This window comes from Streptomyces xylophagus (assembly GCF_000716435.1).
Classification (GTDB): Bacteria; Actinomycetota; Actinomycetes; order Streptomycetales; family Streptomycetaceae; genus Streptomyces; species Streptomyces xylophagus.
The window spans coordinates 929,595-951,641 of record NZ_JNWO01000007.1 but is presented as its reverse complement, the minus strand read 5'-3'; the positions used below and the strand labels follow the sequence as shown (position 1 = coordinate 951,641).

The 22,047-nt window shown below is 66.4% G+C and carries 14 protein-coding genes; 10 read left to right on the top strand and 4 right to left on the bottom strand.

All coding sequences use genetic code 11. The annotated features are described in order from the left end of the window. Positions 1-90: 90 nt before the first annotated feature. The 6 genes from OO70_RS19145 (at position 91) to fusA (ending at position 9,981) form a co-directional block, all read left to right on the top strand. Positions 91-1,407, top strand: coding sequence for a sensor histidine kinase (locus OO70_RS19145; protein WP_043672072.1), 1,317 nt, complete (start codon positions 91-93; stop codon positions 1,405-1,407). After that, positions 1,404-2,096, top strand: a complete 693-nt coding sequence (locus OO70_RS19140; protein WP_043672070.1) for a response regulator — start codon at positions 1,404-1,406, stop codon at positions 2,094-2,096. The genes OO70_RS19145 and OO70_RS19140 overlap by 4 nt, the downstream gene beginning before the upstream one ends. Positions 2,097-2,280: 184 nt before the next feature. After that, positions 2,281-2,658, top strand: a complete 378-nt coding sequence (locus OO70_RS19135) for a hypothetical protein (RefSeq protein WP_043672068.1) — start codon at positions 2,281-2,283, stop codon at positions 2,656-2,658. 167 nt (positions 2,659-2,825) lie between these two features. Then, positions 2,826-6,671 (top strand): nSTAND1 domain-containing NTPase, encoded by a 3,846-nt coding sequence (locus OO70_RS19130; RefSeq protein WP_043672067.1) that lies wholly within the window; start codon positions 2,826-2,828, stop codon positions 6,669-6,671. Positions 6,672-6,826: 155 nt separating this feature from the next. Continuing rightward, complete coding sequence (locus OO70_RS19125) at positions 6,827-7,669, top strand: NlpC/P60 family protein (protein WP_043672065.1); 843 nt, start codon at positions 6,827-6,829, stop codon at positions 7,667-7,669. 251 nt (positions 7,670-7,920) lie between these two features. Continuing rightward, positions 7,921-9,981 carry an elongation factor G gene (fusA, locus tag OO70_RS19120; RefSeq protein ID WP_043672062.1) on the top strand — a complete coding sequence of 687 codons (2,061 nt, stop codon included), beginning with the start codon at positions 7,921-7,923 and terminating at the stop codon, positions 9,979-9,981. A gap of 524 nt (positions 9,982-10,505) precedes the next feature. Here fusA and OO70_RS19115 read toward each other — a convergent pair. From OO70_RS19115 to OO70_RS19105, 3 genes are all read right to left on the bottom strand, one after another. Further along, the gene (locus OO70_RS19115) at positions 10,506-14,957 is read right to left on the bottom strand and encodes an NACHT domain-containing protein (protein ID WP_043672803.1); all 4,452 of its coding nucleotides are present in this window, start codon (positions 14,955-14,957) and stop codon (positions 10,506-10,508) included. Positions 14,958-15,090: 133 nt separating this feature from the next. Next, positions 15,091-15,819, bottom strand: a complete 729-nt coding sequence (locus OO70_RS19110) for a 5-formyltetrahydrofolate cyclo-ligase (RefSeq protein ID WP_043672059.1) — start codon at positions 15,817-15,819, stop codon at positions 15,091-15,093. 11 nt (positions 15,820-15,830) lie between these two features. Further along, on the bottom strand, positions 15,831-16,988 hold the full coding sequence (locus OO70_RS19105) for a helix-turn-helix transcriptional regulator (protein WP_043672056.1): 1,158 nt from the start codon (positions 16,986-16,988) through the stop codon (positions 15,831-15,833). Between the two features lie 238 nt (positions 16,989-17,226). Between OO70_RS19105 and OO70_RS19100 the strand changes: the two genes are divergently transcribed. The 4 genes from OO70_RS19100 to OO70_RS19085 all read left to right on the top strand — a co-directional run bounded on the left by OO70_RS19100 (position 17,227) and on the right by OO70_RS19085 (position 20,009). Continuing rightward, positions 17,227-17,550, top strand: a complete 324-nt coding sequence (locus OO70_RS19100) for a hypothetical protein (protein WP_234336868.1) — start codon at positions 17,227-17,229, stop codon at positions 17,548-17,550. Beyond that, positions 17,547-18,143: an ATP-binding protein gene (locus OO70_RS19095; RefSeq protein WP_063749725.1), complete on the top strand. Its 597-nt coding sequence runs from the start codon at positions 17,547-17,549 to the stop codon at positions 18,141-18,143. Before OO70_RS19100 ends, OO70_RS19095 begins: the two co-directional genes overlap by 4 nt. 168 nt (positions 18,144-18,311) lie before the next feature. Next, positions 18,312-19,322 carry a PIN domain-containing protein gene (locus tag OO70_RS19090; protein ID WP_234336867.1) on the top strand — a complete coding sequence of 337 codons (1,011 nt, stop codon included), beginning with the start codon at positions 18,312-18,314 and terminating at the stop codon, positions 19,320-19,322. Between the two features lie 360 nt (positions 19,323-19,682). Continuing rightward, complete coding sequence (locus OO70_RS19085; protein WP_043672050.1) at positions 19,683-20,009, top strand: putative quinol monooxygenase; 327 nt, start codon at positions 19,683-19,685, stop codon at positions 20,007-20,009. Between the two features lie 64 nt (positions 20,010-20,073). On the opposite strand, the gene OO70_RS19080 is transcribed toward OO70_RS19085, so the two are convergent. Beyond that, complete coding sequence (locus OO70_RS19080; protein WP_043672047.1) at positions 20,074-21,840, bottom strand: hypothetical protein; 1,767 nt, start codon at positions 21,838-21,840, stop codon at positions 20,074-20,076. Positions 21,841-22,047 lie beyond the last annotated feature (207 nt).

Below are 22,047 nucleotides of genomic sequence, written 5' to 3'. Positions count from 1 at the left end.
GTTCACGAGGCGGGTGCCGCGCCGACGCTCCCCGCGGGAGAGCCCCCACAATGGACAGGTGACCTCCATGAACCCGGACCAGTGACACCGATGAGTCTCGACGACCCCGCCCGCACGGCGTTCGCGGAGGCGGACCTCCCGTGGGGTCACCCCCTGGCGGGCGGGCTGTCCCGGTTCGGCCGGCGGATCAAGCTGGGCGACCGGCGACACCCCTGGGTGCTGGACACGGCTCTGATCGTCCTGGTCGTGGTGATGTTCTGCCTGCCGGACATGCTGGACGGCGACGACGGCCGACGGCGCGGCTTCGACAACAGCTTCATCCACCTGCCCTGGCCGGCGACCATCGCCCTGCAGGCGGGTCTGGTGCTGCCGCTGCTGTGGCGGCGACGCCGGCCGACCCTGGCCTTCGCCCTGATCGCCGCGGTGTTCTTCGTCCAGGCCGCGCTGGGGGTCTGGCTGCGCGCCGACGTCGCCCTGCTCATCTCCCTCTACAGCCTGGTCCTGCACGGGCAGTTGCGCCGGCTGCCCGCCGCCTGCGCCGTGACCCTCGCAGCCCTGGGACTGTTCGCTCTCCGGCTGCCGTCCCAAGTCCCGGTCCTGGACGCGCTGTTCGTGCTGTTCAGCACGATCACCGCCGCCGTCGCGCTCGGCTTCGTCGTCCGCATCCGACGCGCCCAGCTCGCCGTACTGCGCGACCGCGCGGCCCGCCTGGAGATCGAGCGCGACCAGCGCAGCAAACTCGCCGCCGCCGCCGAACGCACCCGTGTGGCACGGGAGATGCACGACATCATCGGCCACAACCTCTCCGTCATCATCACCCTCGCCGACGGCGGCGCCTACGCCACCGAACTCGCCCCCGAACGCGGAAAGCAGGCACTGCTCCTCATCGGCGACACCGGCCGCCAGGCGCTCGGTGAACTCCGGCGCATGCTGGGCGTGTTGCGCGTCCAGACCGCCACCCCGGACGCCCCCGAACTCAGCCCCCAGCCGGGCGTCGCCGACCTCGACGCCCTGTGCGCCCGCATCCGCGCGGCCGGACCGCAGGTCGTGTACCGCACCGGCGGCGAACCGGCCGCCCTGGATCGTGGGGTCCAACTGACCGTGTACCGCATCGTGCAGGAGGCGCTCACCAACGCGCTCAAGCACGCGGGCCACGACACCCGCGTCGAACTGGCGGTGAACGTCGAGGACTCGCGGGTGCACATCGACTGCCACGACACCGGCCCGGGCGAGATCGCCGCCGGGCCCGTACCGGGCCACGACGAAGGACACGGACTCGCCGGCATGAGAGAACGCGCCGCCCTCTACCACGGCACCGTCACCGCCGGACCCGCCCCCGGCGGCGGCTGGACGGTACGGGTCACCCTCGACCTCACCCCGCTCGACGCGATCGGGGGAGCGGCATGACGACCGTGCTCATCGTGGACGACCAGCCCCTCCAACGCCTCGGATTCCGCATGCTGTTGGAGGCCAACCCCGACACCGAGGTGGTCGGCGAGGCCGGGCACGGCGGCGAGGCGGTGCGGATGGCCGCCGAACTGCGTCCCGACGTGATCCTGATGGACGTACGGATGCCCGGCATGGACGGCATCGAGGCCACCCGCCGGGTCGTCTCGGCCGGCGACCGCTCCCGCGTCCTCATCCTCACCACCTTCGACCTCGACGAGTACGCCCACGAGGCACTGCGCGCGGGAGCCAGCGGCTTCCTCCTCAAGGACGCCCACCCCGAGGAACTCCTCGCCGGCATCCGCGCGGTGGCCTCCGGCGACGCCGTCATCGCCCCCGCACTGACCCGCCGCCTGCTGGACGCCTACGCCCAGCACCTCCCGAAACGCTCACCGGAAGGACCCGCGCCCGCACCGGCGACGGACGACCCCCGCATCCGCGCCCTCACCGAACGCGAGCACGAGATCCTCGTCGCGATCGGCCAGGGCTGGACCAACGGCGAGATCGCCGAGCGCCTGTTCCTCTCCGAGTCCACGGTCAAGACCCACGTCGGCCGCGTCCTGGCGAAGGTCGGCGCCCGCGACCGCATCCAGGCCGTCATCCTCGCCTACGACCTCGGCCTCGCCCAGCCCAACGCGCCTGACCAGTGACCGTCCGGTGCTCCACGCCGGTTGACCGTCGCCCCACAAACCCCCTGCTCACGCCGGGTTTCCCGGTTCGTCCCCCGGACGGGCAACAGGAAACCCGTCGACCCCCGCAGTCCCCCGGGACAGGCTGATCCCGTCAGCACGAAGGACGGCCTGCGACGACGCAGGAGACCCGCTAGGGGGAAACATGCGCAAGATGTTGAGCGCCGCCGCCGCGTTCGCGACCGCGGCCACCGCGGTGGTGGCGATGAGCGGAGCGGCCCAGGCAGCGCCCGCCAGTGGCAGCACCGTGTGGGGATGTCCGTCCGGGGCGGTGTGCATCTGGGGCCAGGGCGTCTACCCGCCCGACAACCCGAACCCGACCAACGTGTACTACAGCTACGGCGCCCACAACCTGAGCAACCAGCTCGGCTACCACTACGTCCTCAACAACCAGTACGGCGGCGCCTCGGCGAGCCTGTGCAAGAACTACGGCGGCACCAACTGCGTCCTGACCCTGCAGCAGGACTACGTCACCTACTACGACCTCACACCCATCAACTCCATCACCCTCAACCGGCCGTAGCCGGACCTCTCGCCACGGGGGAGCGACTGCCGGGACCGGTCCACACCGGTCCCGGCAGTCCCGTTCTCGCCACTCGGGTGAAAGTCCTGTCTCCCTGTCGGACCCCCGCAGTAACCTGGGCATCCGCCGTCTCACGATCCGGGCAGACCAGTGCCAGGGGGGACGCCTTGGGGGACCAGGCACACGACCACGCGGGCGCCGACCGGACCGACCAGCCGGAAAACACCGCGCAGGCCACGCTGTCCTTTCCCGCGCAGCTCAGACGGCTGCGCAGGGAACGCGGACTGTCGCTGGCCGACCTCGCACGCCGGACGCACTACAGCAAGGGCTATCTCAGCAAGATCGAGACCGGCGTCAAGCGCGCGACCGTCGACGTCGCCCGTCAGTGCGACCACATCCTGCGCGCCGAGGGCGAGTTGCTCCGCCTGGTGGAACCGGGCAGGGAGCGCGGCAACGATGTCACCGCTCCGCCGTGCCCCTACCGCGGACTGTCGGCGTTCACCCCGCAGGACGCCGGCTGGTTCTTCGGCCGGGAGCGGGCCACGGCCGCGCTGGTCGAGCGGGTCTTCCAACGCGTCGGCGGCGGACCGCTGTTACTCGTCGCCCCGTCCGGCGCCGGCAAGTCCTCGCTGCTGAACGCCGGTCTCGTCCCGGCACTCCGCCGCCCCGGCGGCTTCCCGATGCCGGGCGCCGACCGCTGGCCGGTGGTCGCGCTCACGCCCACCGCCCATCCGCTGGAGGAACTCCTCGAACGGACGGCGAAGATCCTCGGCAGCGATCTCGACCTCACCGCACAACAGGTGGCGGACCGCCCCGAGATCCTGCTGGAAGCGGTCCGCGCCCGCTCGGACGCCACCCCGCCGGGCCCCGACGGACGCCGCCCGCCACCGGCCCTGCCGGTGCTGCTGGTCGACCAGTTCGAGGAACTGTTCACCCTCTGCTCCGACGAGAGCGAGAGACGGAGCTTCGTACGGGTCCTGCGCGCACTGTCCACCGGCCCGGACCCCGCCGTCGTCGTGCTCGGCGTCCGCGCCGACTTCTCCGGGCGCTGTCTCGAACTCCCGGAAATCGCCCCGGTGTTCACCGACGGACTGTTCGTCCTGCTCCCGATGTCCGTCGCCGAACTGCGGGAATCCATCACCCGCCCCGCCGAACTCGCCGGCGTCACCCTCGAACCCGGCCTCGTCCCCCTCCTCCTGCGCGACGCCGGACTGCGCGACGAACCGGGCGGCGCGACCGGCTCCACCACCCCCGACGACACCCCGTCCGGCGCCCTGCCCCTCGTCTCCCACGCCCTCCTCGCCACCTGGCAGCAGCGCGAGGACACCACCCTCACCGTGGCCGGATACGAGCGCACCGGCGGCATCCAAGGGGCCGTCGCCCGCACCGCAGAGACCGTGTTCGCCCAGCTGTACCCGGCCGAGCAGAAGACCATCCGGCGCGTGCTCTCCCGGCTCGTCCACGTGTCGGACGACGGGACCGTCGCGACCCGGCGCCGGGCCGGCCGCAGCGCGCTCATGGAGCAACTCGCCGACGTGGACGCCGCGTCGGCCGCGCTCGACGTGTTCGTGCGGGCCCGCCTCATCACCGTGGACCGCGACACCGTGGAGATCACCCACGAGGCGCTGTTGCACGCCTGGCCCCGACTCCGCGACTGGATCCACGCCGACCGGGCCGGACTCCTCATCCACCAGCAACTCGCCCACGCAGCAGCCGAATGGGAGCGCGAGGACCACGACCCGTCCGCCCTCTACCGCGGCACCCGCCTCGACACCGTCCGCGCCTGGGCCGACGACCTCGACGGCCGCAGCCGGCTCGGCCCCCGCGAAGAGGCCTTCCTCCGGGCCAGCCAGGCGGAGGAGGACACCCGCCGGCATCTGGCGAGGCGTCAGATCCGGTTCAGGCAGGCCCTGTTGGCGACCCTCGCCGTCCTGCTCGGCCTCGCCGTGACCGCCGGCGGCCTCGCCTACCAGCAGCGCGCGAGCGCCCTCGACCAGGAACGCGTCGCCCGCTCCCAGGCCCTCGCCGTGCAGTCGACCTCCCTGGCCGGTGGCCGGCCCGAGGCGTCGATGCTGCTCGCCGAGGAGGCCTACCGCGCCGACCCCACCCCCGAGGCACGCGGAGCCCTGCTGAGCACCCAGGCCCAGGCCTTCTCCGCCCGCCTCACCGGCCACAAGGGGCCCGTCAACTCGGTCGCCTTCGCCCCCGGCGGCGCCCTGCTGGCGACGGCCGGCGGGGACGGCACCGTACAACTGCGCCGCACCGCCGACCACCGCACGATCGCCACCCTCACCCTCCCCGGACGGGCCCGGTCCGTCGCCTTCAGCCCCGACGGGACCACGCTCGCGGCGACCTCCACCGACGGCCCGGTACGGATCTGGGGCACCGCCGACCACCGGGTACGGACCCTGCTGCCCCCGAGCACCGAGGGCGCCCGCGCAGTCGCCTTCGACCCCCGCGGCCGTACCCTCGCGATCGCCGCCGCCGACGGCTCGGTCCAGCTGTGGGACACCGGCGGCGACCACCCCTCCGACGTACGGCTCGTCGGGCACACGGGCCGGGTCGACGCGCTGGCCTACGCCCCCGACGGGCGGACCCTCGCCTCGGGCGGCTCCGACCGGACCGTACGCCTGTGGGACACCGACCGTTGCCGCCCCCTCGCCGTCCTCGAGGGGCACACGGATGAGGTGCTCGGGGTGGCGTTCGCGCCGGACGGCCGGAGCGTGGCCTCCGGGGGCATCGACCGGACCGTACGCCTGTGGGACGTCGCCTCGCACCGGACCACCGCGATCCTCACCGGGCACAGCGACGACATCAACGCGGTCGCCTACACGCCGGACGGCGCGACGGTCGTCAGCGCGAGCGGCGACGGCACGACCCGCCTGTGGGACGTGCGCACCGGACGCACGGCCGCGATCCTCGCCGGGCACACCGACTACGTGATGTCCGTCGCCGTGAACTCCACCGGGACGACCCTGGCCACCGGCGGGTTCGACCAGTCCGTGGTGCTGTGGGACCTGCGCGGCCCGGTGCTGACGGCGCGTCCGTTCACCGAGGTCACGCAGGCCGCGTACAGCCCGGACGGGACACTTCTCGCGACCGCCGACGCGGACCACACCGTCCGGCTGTGGGACGTGGCGCGGCGCCGGGTCGTGGCGACGTTCACGGGCCACCGCGAGAGCGTCTTCTCCGTGGCGTTCGCACCGGACGGCCGCACCCTCGCCTCGGCCGGCTCCGACGGCACGGTCCGGCTCTGGGACGTCCGCGCCCGCCGCCCGCTCGCCGTCCTCACCGGCCACACCGGGGACGTCTTCTCGGTGGCGTTCGCTCCCGACGGCCGCACCCTCGCCTCCGCCGGCTCCGACCGCACGGTCCGGCTGTGGGACGTGTTGACTCACCGTCAACTCGCCGTCCTGAAAGGCCACTTGGACTCCGCCAACGACGTCACGTTCAGCCCCGACGGCCGCACCCTCGCCAGCGCGGGCGACGACCTGACCGTACGACTGTGGGACACGGCCGACCACCGCCTGCTCGCCACCCTCACCGGACACACCGGCGCCGTACGCGGCGTCGCCTTCAGCCCCGACGGCCGGACCCTCGCGAGCAGCGGCAACGACGGCACCGTCCGCCTGTGGGACGTCCGCCACCGCCGCGCCGAGGCCTCCCTGACCGGGCACACCGGATCGGTGCGCGGCATCGCGTTCTCCCCGGACGGCCGGCTCCTCGCCAGCAGCGGCAGCGACCGTACGGTACGACTCTGGGACGTGCCCGGACGGCGGCCCTGGGCCACCCTCACCGGGCACACGAACGCGGTGTGGGGCGTCGCGTTCGCCCCGGACGGGCGGACTGTCGCCAGCAGCAGCAACGACGGGACCGTACGACTGTGGGACCTGGACCTCGGGGCACGACTCACGCGAATCTGCCGTATCCGCAGGGCGATGGGACCGCAGGAGCGCAGGACGCTGATGCCGGGACTGCCCGTGTCCTTCACCCCCGCGTGCGCGAAGCCCTGAGCACGGAGGGCCAAGTGCCCCTGGCGGGAGGGGGTTTCCCCAGGGTTTCCCGTTGCCCTTCGGGGTGGGGTGACGCCCGGTCCTCGACCGGCCGGGCCGCGCTCGGCAGGCTGATGGACGACCACTCACGGATCAGAGAAATCGGGGGTCCCGGCATGCTCCGGCGGACCGGAATCATCGGCACACTCATCGGGCTGTTCGCCCTCCTCCTCTGGGCACCCGCGGCCGTCGCCGCCCCGGCGGCCGACAGTTGCGGTGTCCTCGCACCCGGCGGCTCGGCCGCCGCCGAACGCGCGATCGCCGCCGCCTGCGCCCAGGTCGACGCGGGCACCTGGTACACGTGGGGCGGCGGCCACGGCGCACAACCCGGCGCCACCTACGGCCAGGTCGACCCCACCGACCCGGCCAGCGAACACGACCCGGAACGGCTCGGGTTCGACTGCTCGGGCCTGGTGCGGTACGCCTACGCGCAGGCGGCCGGCTCCGACATCCTCAACGGCGTCGCGAGCCAGCAGTACTACACGGTCCGCGCAGCCGCCCGCTTCACCGCAGCCGAGGGCGAAGCCCCGCTGCTGCCGGGCGACCTGCTGGCCTACGGCACCTCGCAGAGCCTGCACCACATCGCCATCTACCTCGGCGCGGGCAAGATGGTCGAGGCTAAACAGTCCGGCACGCATCTGATGGTCAGTGATGTCCGCCTGGGCGGCGACTACTTCGGCGCCGTCCGCGTCAACACCGGTGCGGTGACCGGCCATGTCTTCCAGACCTGGGGCACCGGGGTCTGGACGAAGACGGCACCCTCCGTCAGCGCCGGCCGCGTCTACGCCTTCCCCTACTCGACCACCATCCGCGTCGAGTGCCAGAAGCACGCGGAGGTCGTCACCTCCGACGGCTACACCAACGACGCCTGGGCCTATCTGCCCGACTACAAGGCATGGATGACCAACATCTACATCCAGGGACCGGCCTGGCTCGACGGCGTACCCACCTGCACCTGACCACCTGCCCCTGAAAAATCCGATGCCCCACCACCCCGGGCTTCCCTACACTCGCCACATCCGTTGACGAGTGAGGGGAGCCCGCCGTGCGTGACCGCACCGCCGTGATCCTCCTGTCCTCGTCCCTCCGGTGCCCGCTGCGCGGCCGGTACCGGACACCCGTGACGAGTCACTGACGTCACGTCAACCTTCCTTACTCGTACGGGAATTGCGCCGCCCTGCACGGAATCACTCTCGAAAGGCCACGGGCCGTGCGCACCGAACGCCCTGTCACCAACCCGCTCTCCGCCGTCCGCAACCTGGGCATCCTCGCCCACGTCGACGCCGGCAAGACCACCGTCACCGAGCGGTTCCTCTACCTCACCGGCACCACGCACAAGCGCGGTGAGGTCCACGACGGCACCACCGTCACCGACTTCGACCCCCAGGAACGCGACCGCGGCATCACCATCTTCGCCGCGGCCGTCACCTGCGCCTGGGACGGCCACCGCATCAACCTGATCGACACTCCGGGACACGTCGACTTCGCCGACGAGGTCGAGCGTTCGCTGCGTGTTCTCGACGGCGCGATCGCGGTGTTCGACGGCGTCGCGGGCGTGGAGCCGCAGAGCGAGTCGGTGTGGCGCCAGGCCGACCGGTACGGCGTGCCGCGCATCGCCTTCGTCAACAAGCTCGACCGCGCGGGCGCCGACCTCGACACGGCCGTCGCGTCGATCCGCGAGCGGCTCCATCCGGCGCCGCTGGTGGTGCAGTTGCCGATCGGCACGGAGGACGGTTTCACCGGAGTCGTCGATCTGCTGCGCCTACGGGCCCTGGTGTGGACCGACGGCAGCGATACGGCGGAGGAAGTCCCGGTACCGGAAGGCCTGTTGGCGGAGGCACGGCGGCGAAGGCGATTGCTGGAGGAGGCGGTGGCGGAGCTACACGCGGTTGCCCTGGAGGAGTTCTACGCCGAATCCACGCTGTCCGCCGGGACGTTGAGCGCGGCACTGCGCGACCTGACCCGCACCGGCGACGGTGTGGTCGTGCTGTGCGGCTCGGCCTACCGCAACCGCGGCATCGAGCCGTTGCTGGACGCCGTGGTGGCGTATCTGCCGTCGCCGTCGGACGTGCCGGCGGTACGGGGGACGGATGAGGACGGCGGTGAGCAGAAGCGAGCCCCCGACCCTCAAGTGCCCTTCTCCGCACTGGCGTTCAAGGTGAGCGCGGTCGGCGCCGGGCGGCTGACGTATCTGCGGATCTATTCGGGCACGATCGAGAAGGGAGACACGGTGTGGGACCCGGGTACGCGGCGTACCGAGCGGATCGGGCGCATCCTGCGGGTGCAGGCCGACCGGCACGAACGCCTGGACCGGGCGGTCGCCGGGGACATCGTCGCCGTGGCCGGGCTGAAGTCGGCCCGCGCCGGTTCGACGCTGTGCGCGCCGGACGCCCCGCTCGTCCTCGAACCGCCCACGGTCGCCGACCCGGTGGTCTCCGTGGCGGTCGAGGCCCGCAGGAGCACCGACACCGACCGGCTGGCATCGGCCCTGGCCCGACTGGCCGAGGAGGACCCCTCCCTGGTCGTACGGACCGACGCCGAGACCGGCCAGACGGTCCTGTCCGGCATGGGCGAACTGCACCTGGAGGTCGCGGTGGAGAAGATCCGCCGGGCGACGGGTGTCGAGGTCAACGTCGGCCGCCCGAGGGTGGCTTACCGGGAGACCGTCGTGCGCGGGGTGTCCGGGCTGGTGTTCCGGCACGTCAAACAGGACGGCGGTGCGGGCCAGTTCGCGCACGTGGTGCTGGACGTCGAACCGCTCGACGGCCCCGGCTTCGAGTTCAGGTCGGCGGTCGTCGGCGGCCGGGTACCGCAGGAGTACGTCCGCTCGGTGGAGGCGGGCTGCCGTGACGCCCTCGCGGAGGGACCGATCGGCGGCCATCCGGTGACCGGGCTGCGCGTCACGCTGACCGACGGGGCGACCCATGTGAAGGACTCCTCGGAACAGGCGTTCCGCACGGCCGGCCGCCTCGGCCTGCGGGAAGCCCTGCGCACCTGTACGACGGCCCTCCTCGAACCGGTCGTCGAGGTCACGGTCACCGCGCCCGAGGACGCAGTCGGCACAGTCCTCGGCGACCTCGCCGCACGACGCGGCAGGGTCACCGGCACGACGACCCGGGGCGGCTCGGCGCTCGTCACGGCGACCGTGCCGCTGGCCGAACTCTTCGGCTACGCGACGCGGTTGCGCGGCCGGACCCAGGGCCGGGGGACGTTCACGGCCCGGCCGGCGGGGTATGCGCGGGTGCCGGGCGGGGTGGCGGTCGCGCGGTAGCGGTACGGGCGGGAGGTGTCTCCTCACGGGGGCGCCTCCCGTTGCCGATGGCGGGGGGACGCTCTCCGCGCGGGTGAAGGGGGTGCGTGTGGGCGCGGGGTGGAGTGGCAGCCCGGTGGCTGTGCTCGGACGAGGGAGTCCCGGTACGCGACACCTCCCGCCGCAGGTCTCGGGACCAGCACATTCGCATCCGAGGTGGTGTGGACAGGGAGATTCCACCTCCGCTGAGCGGCTCCTGGCAGGACGTGTGAGGGGTAGAAAGCCACAGGCCAGAGAGCATGTGACAGGCCATCAGACAACAGTTGTAGCCCGCCAGTCCAGCCGTCGAGCCCAGCCTCGTTAGCCAGCAGGGTGAACAAGCAAACAGCGCCCGACCTGCGGCAGGTGGTCGGGCGCTAGAACGCGGGGCCTACGACCACGACGCCCGACGCCGCGCGAGCACAGGGATAGCCGTGGCCCTCAGGCATCAGGTCTGCCCACACCAACCCGTGTGGTGTGGGCACTTGGGCACGAGCACCGAGATGTTACCGCTCGGACTTTTCTACAAGATCCGCAACGCCAAAAGCGCCGACAAGTAGTAGCTGGTCCACTAGATCAAGAACCTGTCCCCGGCTTTCGCTCGATGTGGACTGCGCGTACGCCCGGATAAGCAGCTCACCGACATGCCGCGCATCGGCAGCAGCGCGATTCTGGATTTTTCCGGAGGCCCCACCATGGATCTCAATAAATCGGCGTGCACACTCCAATGCCAAGTCGTCGACGCGGTCCGGAGCATGCTCAAGAGTGATTAGCAGTTGCGGCAAGGCATCCTCGAAGGACGCGGACTCCATTAGCTGCCTGAGAGGATCTCGCAGAGGACGGAGTCGCTCACCTCGCACAGCCGAAGCAAACTCGGCAATTGCCTTGCGCACCTCGCCTTCAGGGTCATCAATGAACTGCTCGAAGGCTCGCTGAGTGATGATCATGTCGGTCGCGTTAGACAGCCCTTGAGCACAAGCCCTGGCAGCGCCAATGCGACTGGCTACGTCTTCACCTGAGAGCACTGAATCCAACAGTTCTGCCGAGCTCCACTGCATTGCAGCCAGGGCGGCCAATTGCCCGCCGCACTGCCGCGCCGCATAGCTGTCCGATTGCAGCATGCGTTCAATCACGGGCTTCGCTACGTCAGGGTTCTCAAAACCAATGTGCGCGATAAGCCGTACTACATGACGCGTAGCAAGTAGTTCATCGTCTGCATCAACGAGCCGAGCGAAGGCATGCAAAGCCTGAGGACGAGCGTGACGCATGGAAGCATGGATCAAATGTGCGACACAAGATCGCACTGTAACGGCTGGGTCCACAGCCATTACGTCTAGAACTGGCAGAACCAGTGCTGTTCGAGAAGCATCCGCGTCATAGATAAGGAGGTCACCTAGAACCTCCGCCGCACTACCTCGCGAAGAATTAATCCCGGACACGTACAGGTCTTTCCCCTGAGTGTGCTCTTGATTAGCAGTTTGGACAGTCAGGCTGCCGTCAGCTGGATCACTAGCGCTAGTCGCACGGTCGACGACTAGTTGAACAATATCGAGGGGAACTACTTTGAGGTAATTCCTGATGGCAGATCCCAGCCACTGATTGTTTGCCTCGTGTCCGAGGGAAGCAATGTGTCTGACAGCGTCAAACACCGGCGCAGGGTCGGCAAGGGCTTCGGCATTGCCTAGTCCCATAAGGATTGCATCACAGTAAGCAGGGTGGACGCTTTCATCAAATCGAAGAGCCAGCCGAGAGAACCTCTCAGGGTCGCTCTTCGTTTGTTCCTGTAGGACATGCGACTGCTCGTAAGCACCGCCGGTGTGAGTCTGCCAGTTGGTTTTTTCTGAGTTGTGTCTTGCGATGGCACCCAACCACTGCTCATCGTTCATGTACCCAGCGGCAGCCTGATTAATGGGAGCGCCGATAGCACCGCCCACTATTCCTTGCGGCTCTGCTGGTTGATCTGTGTCAAACTTCCTGCGCAGTTCGCCGAGTCGACGGCGCCCTTGCTCAGATAGCCGATCTTCCTGCATCGCTGAAAGCAGATTGAATGGATACCAGCCCGTCGGCTTGGATTCCCAGGGAAAACGAACTTCGAAAATCGCAGCTTCAAGCCTGGAAAATGTCTCATCAGACATGAACTGGCTCGTGCTCTGGATCAGTTCCCGCGTTTTCCATACAGCGTTTGCTGCATAGTAGCCACTAATGAATCGGTGGGTCCCTTGAAGTAGAATCTCGGCTGCCCAATCCGCGTAATGGCTGCCCGCCGCGCGCAATGCTTCGTAGAGGAGCCACTGCGCAGTGTCGTGGGGGTCAGATGCGAGGCTTTCGAGAACAGGGCGAGCCGACTCAGCGTCCTTTTCAACCAATCCACGAAGCGTCGTAGCAGCTCCAGCTAGAAGTGCGTCTTCAAGCTCATGAACGTTAGTCCGTGGGTACCTATGAGAGAAGTGTCGATCTCTAATAGGACGGTCCTCACCGCCTTCATAGGCCGTCGCAGCCATCACTTGCAGCATGTACGGGATTAGGTGTTCACAGAAAAGATCGGGCGCTCCGACTGCCGCGAGCTGCACGAGTTGGATTACGGAGTAATCCTGGTCAAGTAGCGCCTCAACTTTCCCATTGTCGTCCACGGCCATTGCGTCAGGCCGATCGACAAGGTGAGCAGCCAACAGCTCCACTGCCCACTGTGGCTCATGTTTACCCAGGTCATGAGCCGATAGCCAGAGCTCATCCGTCCTTGCTGCATATTGACCGCTCCTCACAGCATCGAGGAGTAGTTCAAATATCGGGCGACTACGGTAGATGTCAGAGAATCGGGTCACCCAAAGAAGATATTGTGGATACTCTGGCACAGCTTTGTGCGCCTCAAGGATCGCTGCTAGACGGTCAGGGTTGGTCTTCGCGGCGCCAACCATAATGTCAATGGCTCGCCCCTGGTGTGCTTCATCCGGTCCAGCCAGCCACTCTTCGATTACGCCTTCAGCATCAAGGCGCTCAAACCATCCTGCGGTTTGGAGAGAGCGCCACAAACGCTCATCAAAAGTCGGATCCGTATCCTGAACACTTGTCACCATCTCCCATTCACGGACCGATGGGTTCGACAAGGATCCAACAATTTTGAGGGCCACATCCTTGATGTGGAACCGAATATCAGGACTTTTTAGCAGAGCCTCCACCTCTACAGCAAAGCGGTCTGGTTCAAGCTCCCGTAGATGGTTCATGATCTGGCGAACTTGCGCCCGCCGGAAGAGTTCTTGTTCTCCGCCCAACAAGAACGTTACAAGTGATTCATGGCGCTCGATCCAGCCGCGAGAAAAGGCGTAGTCAAAGAAGCTCTCATGGAAGAACGCAATCTGCTGGCCATCACGAACCAGAACATGCTCTGAGACAAGGAGTCCCGCATCATCAGCCAGATCATCGGCGTCTAGAGCAGTAATCGGGACAGAGAGCCTCTGTCTTGCACTGATGGCCTCAGCAAGGGTCGAGATGACTTTGTTAAAGCGAACTGCATCACGTCGCTGACGGCAGTCCGTCAGCTTGCGCTGCCAGAAGGCGTCGAAGAGGTTCTTCGTGGCTTGAAATGCCATGGCGTCTTCGTCGCCGGCGATGCTCTTCAGTAGTACAAGATTCAGTGGAGAGCGCAGCAGTCTCTTTTGATGGGAAGTCAGAACGTTTGCATCCAACCCCATTGCACGAACCGACTCTGCGACTTGCTCGTCGGATAGCTCCCCGACCTCGACATGCGCACAAATCTTAGCGTCTACGAGTTCGCGGATCCGATAGTCATTCTCGACATCAAATTTCCGGCAAGCGAGAATGACCGTCATCGCAGGGAATGCTGAGGCTTCGCGGACCAAGCTCGCAACGGCGTCGAAGTTCCTCGGCATTCTCCCCGACGCCAGGCTCACGGCATCCAACTGATCCACGATCAGGACACTCGAGCGCTCTCCAGCAACCGCAGCAAGCGCCGTGACGGGAGAAACATCGACGCCGATCCTTTCCCCTAGCTCAGTCGTAGAGGAGAAAGGTTCGAGGCGATCAAGCCGGAAAGCTAGAAGTGGCACCGAATTCGCGTCAAGAGATTCGTAGACGTGATGAAGTGTGGCACTCTTTCCCCCGCCGCCATGACCCATCAATAGGAGAAGCTTGTCCGACCCATTGACTAGATTTACTAGCTGGGCGGTTTCCGAGCGGTCGATAGCCGGCTGAAGGAGCTCTCGTTCAATACTCGAAGCCCACCCCTTAGAAACCGAGCTGACCTGTTCGGAAATTCCACTTGCGTTAAGTAGCCGTGCCCGGCTCAGTCCATAGGTGCCCAAGCGGGCCTCAATTGCCGGGGCATCAAGCGTTACGCCAAGAGCGTTCTGAACCAAATCCCCCAAGCCGACTGCCGCAAGGCTTCCAGCCGCACCTTCCAAGAGCAGCTCCGCTAGTGCTCCGTTCATATTTACAATGTCTTGCTCATCCGGCCAAGAGATCCAGAAGCCCCGCAAGATTTCCCAGGATTTCTCCGCAGATCCAAAGATGTCAGGAGAGCAAAGATCATCAAAAGGATCCCTGAGCCCCTCCGTTAGCCAATGCTTAATGAAATCCTCATGACTCGCTGAACGTCTCGCACGATCGGCAAGATCTTTGAGGGAGCTGGCAGGCAACAGGGAAATGAAGTGGAAGTGACGTCCATCTTCGACGTGCGAGCGAACGTTCTCCCAAATCCCTTTACTTTGAAGAGACTTGACCGTCCAGGTGTTTGCGCTGCCGTTCTGACGCTTTAGTTGGTGAACCTCCATGGTGTCGCCATATAGATAAGTGAACTCGACGCCCTGGCTCAGATCGCCAACGCCCTCCACCGTTAGAGAATTGCCTGTGCCAAGAAGCACGTAGAGAATGTGCCGAATCGTCCAGGCTCCTTCGTAGCGGTTACCAAATTTGTCAGCCTCACCTCCCGGCCGAGGACTCATGAGGACCTCCTCTTCTGTTGCGAGTCCTGTGCAAGATCGTTCATCTACAACTAAGGAGACATCGTCTCGGGCTCCACCTTTCTACTGCCATTCTACTGTTTATGGTGACTTCATTACCACGCTAGGTAGTGGCTCAGTCAGGCCGTTCGGTTGCAGCAAGCTTCGTCAATACAGGGATAGCGGCGATCTTCTCGGGCGTGAGGTCTGCCCAGACCAACCCGCTCGGTCGACGGCGGTTGGCGCACGGGATCACCTCGTCTGGGGTGACGATGTAGTCCACGCTGAAATCGTGCTCGGTCTCGGGGATCTCGTCGTCGATGACCTGGAGCGAGTGCACGGGCGCGACGATGACCGTCTTCATGGTGACGAGGCCGGCTTCGATGAGAAGGGCAACTTCAAGGTCGGAGTACCCCGCGCCCTTACCGATGCGAGCACCGGAGCGGTTCACGGCGACGCTGCCGCAGACCACGATGTCGATGGGCTGCACCTCATCTACGCCGACACGTTGGGCGACCTGAGCCGCCCCCTTCTTCTCGGCGGCCTCCTCGGGAGGAAGCGTCAGCTTCTGGGGGTCGAGCAGGTAGAACGGTTGGACGCTGGCCATCTTCGGCACGGCCATGTAGACCCGCTTGCCGTCCTTCAGGGCCCGAACGCGCACCGGCAGTTGTGCCCAGTCAGGGTTCGCCTTGATGGTTGTCGCCTCGCGCCACTCGTCCAGACCGGCAAGTTGTTCCGCGGTCGCCTCCGAGCCGTAGAACCCGGGAATCTTGCCGTACGAGTCGGCCGGGGCACCGTCACCGTCAATGAGTCGACGCCACACCCGCTCGCGTACGGCCTGCTTGGCCTGGTCGATGTCTGTCACGCCCCACCTATCTACATCAGGGCGAGCAGGCGATCGTTAATCTCCTGCGCCCACGGCTCCGTCCTCCACTGCCGTAGCTCACGGCCAGCAGAGAAGGCCAGATTAAGGCCACCCCCACCGCGAGTCAGCTCGACAGCATCAATGGTGCGGTGCATGGTCGCGGCGGCTTCGTCGAGTTTGCCTTGGCGGATGAACGCCAACGTCAGGTTGCCAAGCGCGATGGCCTGAGACTTCTTCTTGGCAGCCAGAGCCCGAGAAGTCATGCGTAGGATCGGTTCGGCTCGCTCAGGGAGATCGAGCGCCAAGTAGCAGGAGCCCGCCAGCCGATTGAACTCGTTGACCGTGTAGTACGGCGCGGCCAGATCGTCCGGGTGCACCCGGTCAAACTGAGCCTCGGCCTTTTTCAAGGAGTCCTCGCACTCCTTGAGTGCGCCGGTCATGGCGTGCCCCTCAGCAACGTGCAGAAGGCTCAGACCAGTCAGCGACGGACTGACCGCCTTGGCGACCTCGGCGGCCTGCTCGGCAAGCGTCACCCCTCGGGCAGCGTTCTTCTGACCGTACAGCGCAACGAAGCTCATGCGGAGCGTGGCGTACGACTCGGTGGATGGGTCACGAGCATGTCTTGCTGCTGCGACGGCTTCTTGGAAGTACCGAAGCGGTGCGGCATGGTCGCGCCGCTGAGAGACATCCCAAGTCAACTGGCCAAGGAATGTTGCCGAATCTGCTTCGACTTCGTAGAGCGCGCGGCGCACACGAGGGTTTCCAGCGTTCTCGCGGAGGTACTGCACCTGCCCATGAAGTTGACCAGCCGTACCAAGCAGGCTGGTCGAAGACTCTTGGTCGTAGGACTCATCGAGTTGCCGCAGCCGCTCGTGAAGGTAGGCGACCACCACCAGGTCCGCGGAGGCCGGATTCTCCAACGCATACGTCATGCGGTCGCTGGGCTTGGTGTCCGTGACCGTGATGTCGTCGAGGAGGGCTTGAAGTTCCTCGGTCGAGACCCTGAGCGTCCGCGCCAGTTTTGGCCGTATATACGCTTGAGGTTCGGTCTCGGCAGCTTCCCAGCGACCTACCGTGCTGCGCTCGACGCCAAGAAACTCGGCAAGGCTCTCTTGCGTGAAGCCTGCCGCTTTGCGACGTTGACGAAGACCGATGCGCTTCGCTGCCATCGCCCATCCCTCCGGTTACGGGGCGAGCTGCAACCGTAGCGGTACGTAGGCCATTTGCGCAGGCCAGACCGGTGGATGCATCGTGGATACGTCATGCGTGCGGCACGTTTGCTGTGGTCTTTGCGCAGGTCAAACCGCTTCTCTGGGTTGCAGGTTGGCGGGCAGTTGGATCCCCCGCCGCTGCTCGCCAACCGTTCCCACCCCCGGAGGAACGGATGACCCCGCCATGTTCGGATACATGCGGCTCGCCGCATCCGATGACGACACGGACGACGAAAACGAGGCAATCAAGCGGGAGTTGGCGAAGCACGCCAGCCGTGAGGGCTTCACGCTGGAGCGACTGTTCATCGAACGGCTCCACGCTGACGAGGAGTCGGCGTTCTTCTCCTTGATCGACGCACTCAAGAGCACCAACGTTCGCCATGTGATCGTGCCGTCCCTGTGGCACTTCGCCCGGCTCCCTGGTCTGCAAGCAGCGATGCGAGACCACGTCGAGCGCGAGCTTGGCGTGCGTCTTTGGGTGGTTCAGGGCTCTTCGATGCCGAGGAGCAACGCGTCATGAGCCACGCCGACGTTGTGCACCCGATTCCGCTACTGGCCGCGTCGCTTCGGTTGACCGCCATCCCTACGGCAGTCGGCCACTCCCGGATGTTCGTCCGACACACGCTGAAGCGCTGGAACCTCGAAGAACAGGAGGAACCAGCAGCACTCGTCATGAGCGAGCTGGTGACGAACGCGATCAAGGCCAGTGGCATCACCGACCCCAACCCGGAGCCGTGGCAGATCAAGGCCGACCACGTCGTCGGCGTGCAGCTGCAAGTCGTGCACGGCAAGTTCTTCGTCGAGGTATGGGACCGCACACCAGAGACGCCGGTGCGTCAGAACCCCGACTTCAACGCCACCAGCGGTCGAGGGCTGTTGCTTGTCGACGCTCTGGCCGAGAAGTGGGACATCTACCGTCCCCATGTCGGCGGCAAGGTCGTCTGGGCCCAACTGCTCGTAGAGCTTCCCATAGATCAGCCCCCCTTCGATGTGCCGCAGCGACCGTTGTTGTTGCCTGCTGGCGTTCGGGCTCCCTGGGGACCGGTTGAACTTCAGGCGCGTCAAGCACTGCTCGACCGTCTAGCCGCGACAACGCTCGACCGAAGGGGGTGACACGCATGGGAGGACAGTCCTAGGCGCTGGGGCCGGCGAAGGGTTGGTCGGCTCGATCGAAACGAAGTCCACACAAGGAACCGCACCTCCGTTCAAGTGAGCGGGGGTGCTGTTTGATGACCGTGGAATGCAGTGGAGCTTGTCGGACCCGACGACTACCGTTGATCTATGACGGACAGTCAGCTTGATCCTCTCGCGAGACCTGCGCGCCTTGATCCCTTCAGTTCAGGCACGCCGCACTTCGTCGGCCTCGTGGACACCAACGCCCTGATGAGCAGCATCGAAAACGACTGCCGTCACGGACGTCGGTCACGGCTGCTGAGGATGAGCGACAACGGATCTGCCGTTCTGTTCGCCGCCGATCACGTCTACGACGAGATGTACGAACGGCTTCCTCGGTTCGCCAAGCGCTGCAAGGTGCCCCTGGCACCGTTGGTGGAGTGCTTCGAGGAGGTCTACCTCCCCGTGCTTCGGTTCGTCGCCCTGTCAGACCTGGATGTTCCAGACCAGCAAGTGCTCGCCATCACCGACCCGGACGACGTACCAACTGGCTTGCTCGCCAAGCTCGTTGCACCATGCGTCGTGTTCTCAGAAGACAGGCACCTCAAGAAGCCCGGTCTGGCACCGAAAGAGTGGCGCGAGGCTGCCGCTTCGGCTGTGGACATCGCAGAAGGTAGCCAAGACCAAGAGACCACCATAATTGTCGCCGCCTTGCCCTTCAGGCTCACAGCCGAGCTAGTCATCTTCTTTGGGCGCAAGATGGGGGTGTCTCCGTGGCTCCTTGGCGGCATCCTCCTTGGCGCGGGTGTTCTCCTGCTTCAGAAGCAGGATCGAAGAAAGACAACGACTCAGGTGGCTGGCAAGGTCATCGAGGCGATTGCCATCCAACTCGCCGACGGCATGGCGCAAGAACGGCGAGGCATCGAGAGTCTGCGTGATGTCCTCCTCCCAGCGCCTTCACGGCCGACGCTCCGACAGCAGGTAGCCATCGCGTTGGCCCGGCAGCCCCAGCCACTGCTGGCCGCAGAGGTGCACGAGCTGATCTACGGCCACTTCCCGGACGAGCCGGCCGTGAGCGTCCAAGATGTGCGGGCTGTGCTCGAAGAAGGTTCGGAGTTCGTTCGGGTGCAGCGCTATCGATGGCAACTCGGGCGCGAGGTGGCACCGCGGACGCGGTGAACGCGGTGACCAACCTCGCTCAGGCCGCAGCCAGTTGGGCACTCATGTTTAAGGTCGATGCCACCAGCACGAGGACGGATCAACTCCCACCTGACTCCTCCTCGTGGGGGTTCACCAATTCATCTCGCGTCACGACTCGCGGACTTGCCTTCCCCCGTTGGCTCGCGCGCGGGGTCCGAGGGACGCTACTTACGCGCCCTCCAGGAGGTGTGCCGGCGCCGGGCGCGGTGATGAACCGCCCGGTGCCCGTCCCCGTAGGGGAGGTGTCCACGGTGGAACACCTCCCGCCGCCTGCCCGTGGGAGGCACGCCCGGGACCACACTTGTCCACGGGCCGACCCCGACAACCGAGGAGCACCGCATGATCTTCATCGCCGTACGGTTCCCCGTCCGCCCCGAGTTCCGCGACGAATGGCTCGACCGGGTCGCCGACTTCACCGCCGCGACCCGGGCCGAGCCGGGGAACCTGTTCTTCGAATGGTCCGTCGACGCGACCGACCCCAACCGCTTCGTCCTACTGGAGGCGTTCGCCTCGCCCGAGGCAGGTGCCGCGCACGTTGGTTCCGAGCACTTCAAGGCGGCGATCGCGTGGATGCCGGACGTCGTCGCCGAGACGCCCGACATCATCAACGTCGAGACGGAGGGCGGGGGTTGGTCGCCGATGGCGGAGATCACGCCACGGCGGTGACGCTGATGGTGACGGTGGCGGGTGTGGGCCGGAGGGGGAGCTCCGGCCCACACCCGCCACGACCTCAGGGGTACGACACCACCGTGGACGGGATCGTCGACGTGCCCGAAGTCGCCGCGCCCGTCTCGTTGATGACGTGTTCGTACTGGCCCTGGCCGCCGAGCGAGACGACCAGCAGGTCGTGGAACTTCACGCCCGACCGGGTGGGGGCCGAGAAGCCGTTGTGCTGCACGATCGTCGGGTCGACGTTGTAGTAGCAGTAACTGCCGAGACCCCAGCCCTCGTGCACCGTCACGTTGGCACCGACCTTGTAGGCCGCGTAGCCCTTGATCGAGCCGTTCTGGATCGCGGCCTGGTTCGGGGCGTCGTACGCCTTCTCGTTCTGGAAGAAGATCGTGCGGCCCCGCTCGCCGTTCCACTGGACGTCGTACTTGTTGAAGTGCTCGACGAACAGGCCGGTGGTCAGCACGTCGGCGCCGTTGACGACGAGGCCGTAGTCGGCCCGGTTGGTGTCCCAGCCGATGCCCGTGCCGTGGTCGGCGCGCCAGAGCCAGGTGTGGTCGACGATGGTGTGGCGGTTGTTGATGACCATGCTGGTGGTGGCCTTGCCGGCGCCCGCGCCGCCGATGCGGACGAACACGTCCTGCACGGTGGTCGGGTTGGCGGAGTGGTCCGTCGTCGTGCCCGAAGGGCCAACTTCCAGCAGGGTGTTGGAGTTGACCGTGCCCGCGTCGATCAGGAACCCGGCCAGGCGTACGCCGTCCACGTCGGCGGTCTTGAGGGCCGTAACTCCGTTGTCGGGGACGAGAGTTGCGTAACCCAGGCCCAGGACAACGGTGTTGGCGCGGTTCACCTGGATCGGCTGGTCGAGGTGGTAGATCCCCGGGGTCAGCAGGAGGTGAAGTCCCTGCGTGAGCGCCTGGTTGAGGGTGGCCGCCGTGACGCCCGGCTTCGCGACGTAGAACTGGGAGAGGGACAGCGAGGTGCCGCGCGGTGTGCCGTTGCCCCAGGTCACCCCGCTCGCGTTGGTGCGCTTCTCGGGGAGGAAGACGCGGTACTCGGTGCCGTTGAGGTAGAGGAAGGGCTTCTCGCGCGAGACGGGGGTCGTGGCGAGGGTGGTGTACACCGGGTTCGGGAAGCCCTGTGCCGGTGCGCCCTGCACGCCCGAGAACACCATGTTCCAGACGCCGTTGAGCCAGCTGCCGATCACGCTGTCCCGGGTGTACCACTGCTGCTGCGAGTACGGCTGGACCTGGCCGTCGATCCGGCTGTCGGCGATGTAGCCGCCGCTCGCCCAACCGTAGCCGTTGGGCGCGAGGTTGAGGTTGCCGCGCACGTGCATCCGACGGAAGGGGGCCGCCTGAGCCACGGCCCACCTGTTGGTTCCGCTGACGGGGACCAGCGCGAGGTTCTCCGCCGAACGCCAGAAGTTCTGGGTGGCGTTGCCGTTGAACCAGCCCGCGTCGACCGTGACATCGCCGTTGATGGTGGTGTCGTCGGGGGAGAGGCCGAGGCCGGCGATCGAGGTGTAGAAGCCGAGTTGGGCGTTGAGCCCGGAGTAGGTGCCGGGCTTGAAGAAGAAGGCATAGCGGCCGGTGCCGAACTGGGCCGTCTCCTGCTGGGCGAAGATCTGGTCCAGCTTCGCCTGGATGCCGGCGGTGGACGGGTCGAAGACGATCACGTTGGGGCCGAGATCGCCGCCGCCCGGCAGTGCGCGCGGTGTCACCGCGGTGGGGGTGGACGGGGCGGCCGAGGCGGCTGTGGGCAGGCCGGCCAGCGCGGACGCGGCGGCGGCCGCAGCGAGAACGGTTCTGCGTCGAACTGAGGACATGTCGCGGCTCTCCTTGTTCATGAAATGAACGCCGGTGGGGTTGGGAGCGCTCTCTCGCGGGGGAATGCTTCAGGTCCGTGAACGCGGTCGTCAAGAGGTACGACCGAGTTCGACGAGTGGCGTCCAAACTCTTGACGCCTTTGGCTTCCGAGGTTTAACTCACGTCCTAAATTAAGTCGTGAGTGCACTCCCTGAAGGGACACCCGG